General features: G+C 52.4%; 8 protein-coding genes. All 8 read left to right on the forward strand.

Annotation, left to right across the window (positions count from 1 at the left end; genetic code table 11):
• The first annotated feature begins 187 nt into the window (after window positions 1-187).
• The 8 genes from Q31b_RS23710 (at window position 188) to Q31b_RS23750 (ending at window position 7,694) form a co-directional block, all read left to right on the forward strand.
• Window positions 188-1,054, forward strand: a complete 867-nt coding sequence (locus Q31b_RS23710; RefSeq protein WP_146602156.1) for a hypothetical protein — start codon at window positions 188-190, stop codon at window positions 1,052-1,054.
• A 104-nt stretch (window positions 1,055-1,158) separates the two neighbouring features.
• The gene (locus Q31b_RS23715) at window positions 1,159-1,563 is read left to right on the forward strand and encodes a hypothetical protein (protein ID WP_146602157.1); all 405 of its coding nucleotides are present in this window, start codon (window positions 1,159-1,161) and stop codon (window positions 1,561-1,563) included.
• Window positions 1,564-2,139: 576 nt separating this feature from the next.
• Complete coding sequence (locus Q31b_RS23725) at window positions 2,140-3,111, forward strand: WD40 repeat domain-containing protein (RefSeq protein ID WP_197172195.1); 972 nt, start codon at window positions 2,140-2,142, stop codon at window positions 3,109-3,111.
• 36 nt (window positions 3,112-3,147) lie between these two features.
• A complete protein-coding gene (locus Q31b_RS23730; RefSeq protein WP_146602160.1) occupies window positions 3,148-3,555 on the forward strand; it encodes a hypothetical protein in 408 nt (135 codons plus the stop codon).
• Between the two features lie 1,062 nt (window positions 3,556-4,617).
• Entirely contained in the window at window positions 4,618-5,259 is a 642-nt protein-coding gene (locus tag Q31b_RS23735; RefSeq protein ID WP_146602161.1) for a hypothetical protein, read from the forward strand.
• 39 nt (window positions 5,260-5,298) lie between these two features.
• On the forward strand, window positions 5,299-5,859 hold the full coding sequence (locus Q31b_RS23740) for a macro domain-containing protein (RefSeq protein ID WP_231617805.1): 561 nt from the start codon (window positions 5,299-5,301) through the stop codon (window positions 5,857-5,859).
• Between the two features lie 101 nt (window positions 5,860-5,960).
• Window positions 5,961-6,503, forward strand: coding sequence for a hypothetical protein (locus tag Q31b_RS23745; RefSeq protein ID WP_146602162.1), 543 nt, complete (start codon window positions 5,961-5,963; stop codon window positions 6,501-6,503).
• Between the two features lie 822 nt (window positions 6,504-7,325).
• Window positions 7,326-7,694: a hypothetical protein gene (locus Q31b_RS23750; RefSeq protein WP_146602163.1), complete on the forward strand. Its 369-nt coding sequence runs from the start codon at window positions 7,326-7,328 to the stop codon at window positions 7,692-7,694.
• Window positions 7,695-7,941: the final 247 nt, after the last annotated feature.

Raw genomic sequence — 7,941 nt, forward strand, 5'->3', positions numbered from 1 at the left:
TTGCCAACGTAAGCGGTCTGCACGACAAAGTTCAACGCACATTCTATCCGTGGACCAGGCGAAACACGTCAACCATTGATCAAGACCTTTCCACGCCTGGTCCCCGGATAGAATGCAATTCGTTATCCACATGATTTTGAAAATTCTACTTTGGCTATCGCTCCTTAAAATTCCTGAGGCTACGGCAATGCGTTCTTTAACCTTGCGGCTTCCGCTTCTTCGGTCATTCGCAATTCTACTTCTGTCTGTGAGCTTCTCTGTATCGCATTTGACAGACGCTCTCGCCGACACAAACGAAGATTTGTTTGCAGACATCAAGGCCATGCAGTCAACGCGTGAACAAACCTACGCGAATGGGCATTTTGTCTGGGAAGTGACGGATATTGACGGCTCGGACAGAACTCACACCAGGTACGAATATTGGGCAAATAGCGGCAAGTTTTTTCGCCTCGACAGCTACACCCTGAAGGATGGCAAGCCAGATGGCCAAGTTCGCCGTCTGATTTCAACGCCTGAGGCTACCACATTGGTGATTGCAAAGACGCCGGATGACTCCGGTGTTGTCTCCACATCAACATCTGTAGACATCTGTGTGAACGGCGTTTGCCCTCCGGACTTGGAAAGTATCACGGGACAGTTCTTCATTGCACACGGAAATAGATACGCAACGATTCAAGTCAAGAACCTAATCGAGAAATGGGAGACAAAAAGCTATGATCTTGTCTCATTGGATGTTACCCAAAATGACAAGAACGCTTGCGTGATTTCATTCGTTCGACAGAAACCGGAAGGGCGACGGATCGGGAGCGTTGTTATGGACCCAAAGACCTATCGCGTTCGATCTTGGACTTACAAGTTCGAGGGTGAAGACGGAAAGCGTCGTGCCGTGCAACATTCGGTCTTCGTTTATGGTGTCGCGAATGGTGACATACCAACGGAAGAACACTCGTTCGCGCGAAGCAATTTCCAGCCTATCGGTAGCACGACTGTAAAGCTGTTGGAATTTGACCTCGCGCCAACCAAGCTCGATGCATTCAACCTGCCTAAGGGATAACCAAGGATTGAACCGGAGCCGGCCACGACGGTTTTTCGGTCATCTAAGCGTTATTCGGCCGGCCCGGTTAATCCAAGCGTTATCGGACTGAAGAGACTCGTTGTATGAACGTTCGATCTATCGCGAAGTGGTTGCTGATCGGTTTCGCTGCGTTACTCGTGGCCGTCATGATTGGTGGATACGCGATGTATCGCTATCACGTTCGCACAAGTGGATTGGAAGCCGCACAGCAGTGGGCACGAATGGCTCCACTGCCTGATTCCGCATCTGGCTTGGTGATCGAAACACGCGGCGGACCGTTCACGCGAGAATTTACGATTCGGTTCAACGCACCAAGCAATGACGTCAATAGTTGGCTCGACAAGTCACCAGGCACATCCGAACTGAAGCCTGTGGTTAACGGCAACATTCGTGTTTACACTGTAGAACCAGGTGGTGGTGCAATGCATGCCGAAGTGATGGTGGACGACGATCTTGGTTCTGTATCGATCCACACTTTTTGGAGCTAAAAATTGCCGATAACCATCCGATCAACCGCAGTCGGCCACGAGCGTTTGATCTGTGGTCAGCGTTACTCTGGCCGACGCGGTTATCGTTTGCGTTCTGTGGGACAAGAGGCGATTGGTTACTGACATGAACCGATCGCAACCCGCTGGTGCTGTAAACTGTACCCGCCGGACGACGCAATCGCGGGAGCGAACTCTGCACGTTATCCATCCGCAAGACCCACGTATGCTCGAAGTTGGCCTGAACCATGAAAACGATACTGAAAACATACGGCAGAGGCTGGGCAAATCTGGTTACGAGTTACCTTTATGTCAGTCTGTGGATGATGGTCACGATCCTNCCCATGTACCCGTTCATGGGGTTGTTCCCCGATGAATTGCATGGCAAAGCGAGCGGAGCCTGGATCGTTCAATCTACATGCCTCGTCGCGATGCTCNTGTGGACGCCATTTGCAGCAGCAGTGATCGGCCCACTTCGGGTTCAGAAGGACCAAGAACCGAACAACCAAGAGGCCAACGCTGGTGGCTGAGATTGTCACAGAACCATGCGGTGAACGGGAGCCGCCGATGACGCGGGTTTTGAAATCATACCTTTTTGGCGGCGGCCCCGTTACCGCTGTCGTTATTTGGCTTGAGCATGTGGATGAGACACGGAAACAATTTCGGCACCTTGCGACAACATACGATGGCACCACAATCGCCTTTGGCGAATTCAAGCGAGTCGTCCACATCGTTGACCTTACTACCGGCGCACGTGTTTCTAAATTCGACACCGACCTTGATTTCGGCGGGTCGCGACTAGCGATCGATCCCAACGGCGCGTTCTGTGCGATCGCGTCGTACGACAACAACAGTGTAACGCTCGCCGATGTTCACGGTAAGCAAATATGGCAGAGAACAGACGTTGACGAAGTCCAGAAAGTCAGGTTCTCGCTGGATGGAGACACTCTGTTTTGCTCTCACCATCGCGGAATTGTCTCCCAATTTGACGTTCGGACCGGTGAAACGATTCGTTTTACTTGGCTCAAAAAGGATCTTTACGGTGCAAAAGACGTAATTGAGAGCCCATACGACGAACGCCTTGTAATTGACCAAATAGAACGGGACATACGAATTACGAACCAACGATTCAAACATGTTGCCACCGTGAAGCGCAAAACATTCGCCGTACTCGATTACGCGTTTGCGCCCGAGTTTATGTGTATCTCAGAAAGTGGTGGGCCGGTGACGTGTTATCATCTGGAATCCGGGAAAGAGGTCTGGGAACGACCTTTTATGGATGGCGTCCATGCATTGGATTTGCGTTACAACGAAGATTCAAAGCGTTTCTCGGCGGTTACGTGGCCCTACGAGAATGGCGGCCCGTTCACGCTGATGTCTCTTGGTCGCCACAACGGAGAAATCGTGACTGAAACGCTACTTCCCGACGCGGCCGATTTCGGTTTCGTCAACCGAGGAACAAGGCTGATTTTGACTACTGGCCAGATCGTGAGTGCAACGACCGGTGAACAAATCGGAACACTAGACATTTCCCCCGATCCTGCCAAATAACCATGCGGTGAACGGGAGCCGCCGACGACGCGAGTTTTGAAATCAAAGTTTATTGGCGGCGGCCCCGTTACCGCCGCCGTTCCCCGACTGAAAACATCCGCATCATTGGCCGCACGTAAAGACATGAATCCATATGTGCCACCAGCTGAGAACGCTGCGAGCAGTCGTGTTCGCGCTCGATGGCTTCGGCGTTTTCTGATACTGAATGGCGTCCTTCTCGCCATCCCAATTTCGATCGCGTTGTTCATTTACGGATCGATGAAAATCGAACTTGCGTTGCAACCGGATACCAACAACGGCGACCCCATCACCTACCAACAAGACTTCATGTTTGTATCCGGTCCAGTCTGGCCGATTTTCGCGCTGTTTGTGGTTCCAAACCTTATCCTATTTGCGATGCTCGCCCTGTCGGTTGCGGGTCAACGGATAGACGCCCGCGACTAGCTCGGGCACTTCGATTTGCGGATCGCAGATGCGCTCGATATGATGTGGTTCGCGTCAATCTTTGCGGTTGACGTTGAGTCCGCTGCAAAGCGGGGAACCACGCGATGCACCGAAGTCCTCGAAAACGGTTTTGCGAGTGGTGACTTGTCCGCTCGGACTCGGTGATCGCAAACGTTATTCGACTGAGGAATGCGATAGCTGATCTTCAATCCGAACTTGAACGAGCGCAACATCTGCTGCCACTTCAGAACGCTGCGGTTCGATCGCGATTGGCTGAACTCCCGCTCTGGTTCGCCACTCTCGGTACGGATCGCGGAATTGCAAGCCTCTCGCACCGTTTGCGGTGCGACATCGCCGAACCGTATCGACTGTTCTACCGTTTCCCGGCCTTGGCTTGCTGGCTAATGGACTCTGATACCGATGTGTTTCTTGACGAATACGAGCACACTACATGCCCTCCAACTGTACGCTGGTGCGGATACGATCATCTCATTGTGGGGCATCTCACACATTCTGAAATGGTAATTGCGGTTTCGACTGACGGGGATGACCCGCGAGTGGAGTGGGGGTACGATGGTACGGATCTGCCGTGTATCGCCAGCAGGCCGTTGCCGTTCTCTGAATGGCTGATTGGCTTGACTACACGATACGTAGGTTCCACGAATTGCGAATAACAATGCCATGCACTGGAGCACGGCATCTGGCTTTTTGAAATGGACAACCAGCCCGCCGTGCCCAGTGATGGCCAACGTTATTTGGCTAGACCGACCACCTAAATGCAAATGTGATGTGGATTGAATTGTCTGTTGTGCTGACGATAATGTTACTTCTCGCAATGCGATTGCTACCGCCGGGGTGGCACTACTTGTCTCGCCGCAAACGCCACGCAATACGACTCGCACTACAAGAGTTCAGGCGGACATACCAAACTGAACCGAGGGTAGGTAGCTGCAGGATCTACAAAGCTTATGCTGGACGATGCATCGTAACGATTCCTCATGCTGGGAATATAACTCCACCGATTCTGGCGTTTTACTCAATCGCAAATGATTCGGATCAGGCATGCCATATTGGTTCCGGGCAATGCGGATGGGGAATCGCAGCGGAAGACGTTTGGTACAGTCAAGAGAGTGGCAAATAACCAAGCCATGCACTGGAGCACGGCATCTGACGTATTTGAAATGGACAACCAACCCGCCGTGCCCAGTGATGGCCAACGTTATCCGACTGACATTTATGCCAATCCTTCGATTCCGATTTCGCATTGCGACTCTGCTGATTTTCACGATGATATGCGCGGTCGCGTTGGCACTTTCTCGACCCTTTAGCCCTGAAGTCGACTTCTCAATTCCTGTTGCTGCTACCTTCACCGGTATCGACGAAGGGGAGTACGCATGCTGCCATGTAACGGTTACTAACAATGGGTTACTTCCGATTTGGATTGCTGGGCACAGTGGTCTGATCTTGACATTTGCATACTACGGCGATCCTACGTCGAACCCTGTCGAAAACTATAATTTGACCGCTCAAACTCCCGTTACCTACACACCACTCTATCGAGGACAGAGCGCAGTTGCTCGCATTCCACACCATAGCAACTACACGACTGCTCGGCTCGGTGTACAATTCCACGACTGGCGTGGACGGACCGCTTATGTTTGGTCCGACAACTTCACCTTCCCTGTCGATCCAAAAAGCGGATAACCAACCGATGAACCGCAGTCGGCCACGAGCGTTTGCACTGTGGTCAGCGTTAATCTGGCCGACGCGGTTATCGTCGGCGTTACCCGACTGAGCCGCTACCATACTCCAGACCTTGCGATGACCCCGATTACTTACCTCACTGGCGACGCAACGAACCCCGTTACACCTGGTCCGAAGATCGTCGCACACATCTGCAACGACATCGGCGGATGGGGTAAAGGCTTCGTACTGGCTATCACGAAACGCTGGCCGGAACCTGAATCCAACTATCGCAATTGGTATGCTGGACGCGAATCCAACGACTTCGCGCTTGGTGGAGTTCAGTTTGTCGCAGTTGCTGACGAGTTCTGGATCGCGAACATGATCGCACAACACAAGATCAAACGTGGTAGCGACGGCACACCGCCAATCCGATACGATGCCGTGGACTCCTGCCTCGTGCATCTAGCGGCATTCGCTGCCGAACACAATGCATCGGTTCATATGCCGCGAATTGGCTGTGGTCTCGCAGGCGGCAAATGGGATGAAATCGAACCTCTGATTGATCGATCCTGCGGCGTTGCCAATGTTCCGGTGTTTGTTTACGACTTTGCCCCGTAATGGCGGGTAACCATCGCATGCAACGGAGCCGGCGGCCGGGTCGGTTTTGAAATCAACGCGTCTCGCGCCGGCCCGCTGATGCGAAGCGTTATCCGACTGAAATGCGTTTTCGACTTCGTACACTACTCGCGATACCGGCGGTTCTGGCCGTCACTGTCGTCGGCATCGCATCTATTCCGCGTACGACCACTGTTCTGAACAATGAAAACTGGTCCGCCAAATACACAGGGCTGGACTGGACTTCCGGCCGAAGCATCTTTGGACGGCGATATTACGAGTTCACTGTGAATGACTTGCCTCAACGCACCTGGGTTATTCGCTATCATGGCGGGGACTGGGGCGATGCGGTCGCAAACTATCCGAACGGAGACATTGCACTGACAGGCCGGTGCCGCATAGAACGCACTGACACGCGAGTGTATCCGCTCTTCGACGATCTTTCGGACGCCATTTCCTATACACCGAGTGGCGAATTCGCCGCCAAAGTGACTGACGGGATGGGCAAGGCGGTGCTCTTCTATCCTGACGGAACCAAAAACTGGGAGATGACCTATGATGGTTTTGAACGAACGACCTGGGTACACTTTGACGTGAACGGGAACGTCCGATCTTCGTCCTCTGTCGCGGCGGGTGACGGCGGATAACCAACGCATGCACCGGAGTCGGGCTTGCAGCCGTTTTCAAATGGAACATTAACACTCCCGACCCGGTGATGCGGGACGTTGAACTTAATCGAATCACTCCGGTGTATATCGTCTTCTCTATTACTAGGTGACTGGCCGCATCCATGCGGGAAGATGGTTGGCATCCATGCCAACCAAGAACCGGATCGATGAGCTTCGCTCGCTGTTTTTTCTGGGTCTGCCAATAGACGCTGAGCCGACTCCGCTGTCGTGATCCTTGGCCGCTGGCGAGCGACACTGTGACTCCTTCTTGAGATGGCGAACAACATCACGCTGGTGATCTCAATGTGTGATTCTTTCGTGCTCGCAAGACGGAAAATCTCGACTCGCTTGGCGATTTCAAAGGTGTTAAAGGGGACACACACTCTGTCGAATTGCAGACCATGCAGTGCTCGGGAACTATTTCACCCCTTTGACGGTTAAAACGATTAAATGACTTGCGCCGGTTACAGTTACGACCTTTACTTGAGTACTTAACGCGATCAAAAACGTCTTTGATCGCGGTTTTTAATCACTCAAGTTTGGATTGTTTACCACGTTGCAATCGGCGTGGTGATGGCATTAGAATATCGGTGTGGCGGGGTCCGTCGCGTGGATTGATTCCGCATACGTTTTCCCACGGTCGACGATCACGAGTCGACAAAGCTCAACGCACATTCTATCCGTGGACCAGGCGAAAAGCGTCAACGATTGATCAAGACCTTTCCACGCCTGGTCCCCGGATAGAATGCAATTCGTTATCCGACTGAATCGGAATCAATACGTTCTTACCGGCTCACTCCTATGACTTCACTTCCACTTGCCATCTCTGGGCGACTGCCTGAACCTGAATTGGAAGCCGTGCTGCTCCGTGCCGGATTCTCCGCCATTGTTGCGCGTTGGGCTGCTGGACATTTGACTGCTGGGCCATACACACACTACACAGTGAGTCAGCAATATCACGGCTCACAAACCATGCTATGCGTTGACACGTTCTTGCTCGATACGTGGATCCACAGCAAGACGGGTAAAACCGGGAAATCGCCACACGGAAGTTGTGAGGAATTTGAAATCGACGATGACGGGAATGTAATCGATACCGTTGAAACGCTCAATGACGATGGATCGACCATTCATTCCTTTTCACGTAGTATTTCATTCTACGGTGGCTAGACACAATTGCTCGTGTCGCTCAGGATCCAAAACGGTGGGTAACCATCCCGTTCACACGGAGGACGGCGTCACGCGGCTACAAATAGAAACTCAACTCGCCGTCCCCGGTGACGGCTGCTATTCGCCAACTGAATTACGATGAGATTGAAGCCGCAATACAAACTGTCCGCACTACTGGTGGTGACATTGGTTGCGGCAATTGCGTGTTCTCTTGCTTTGCCATTCGATCCGACCGTGACGTATCTAG

The sequence above is a fragment of the Novipirellula aureliae genome (genome assembly GCF_007860185.1).
GTDB lineage: Bacteria > Planctomycetota > Planctomycetia > Pirellulales > Pirellulaceae > Novipirellula_A > Novipirellula_A aureliae.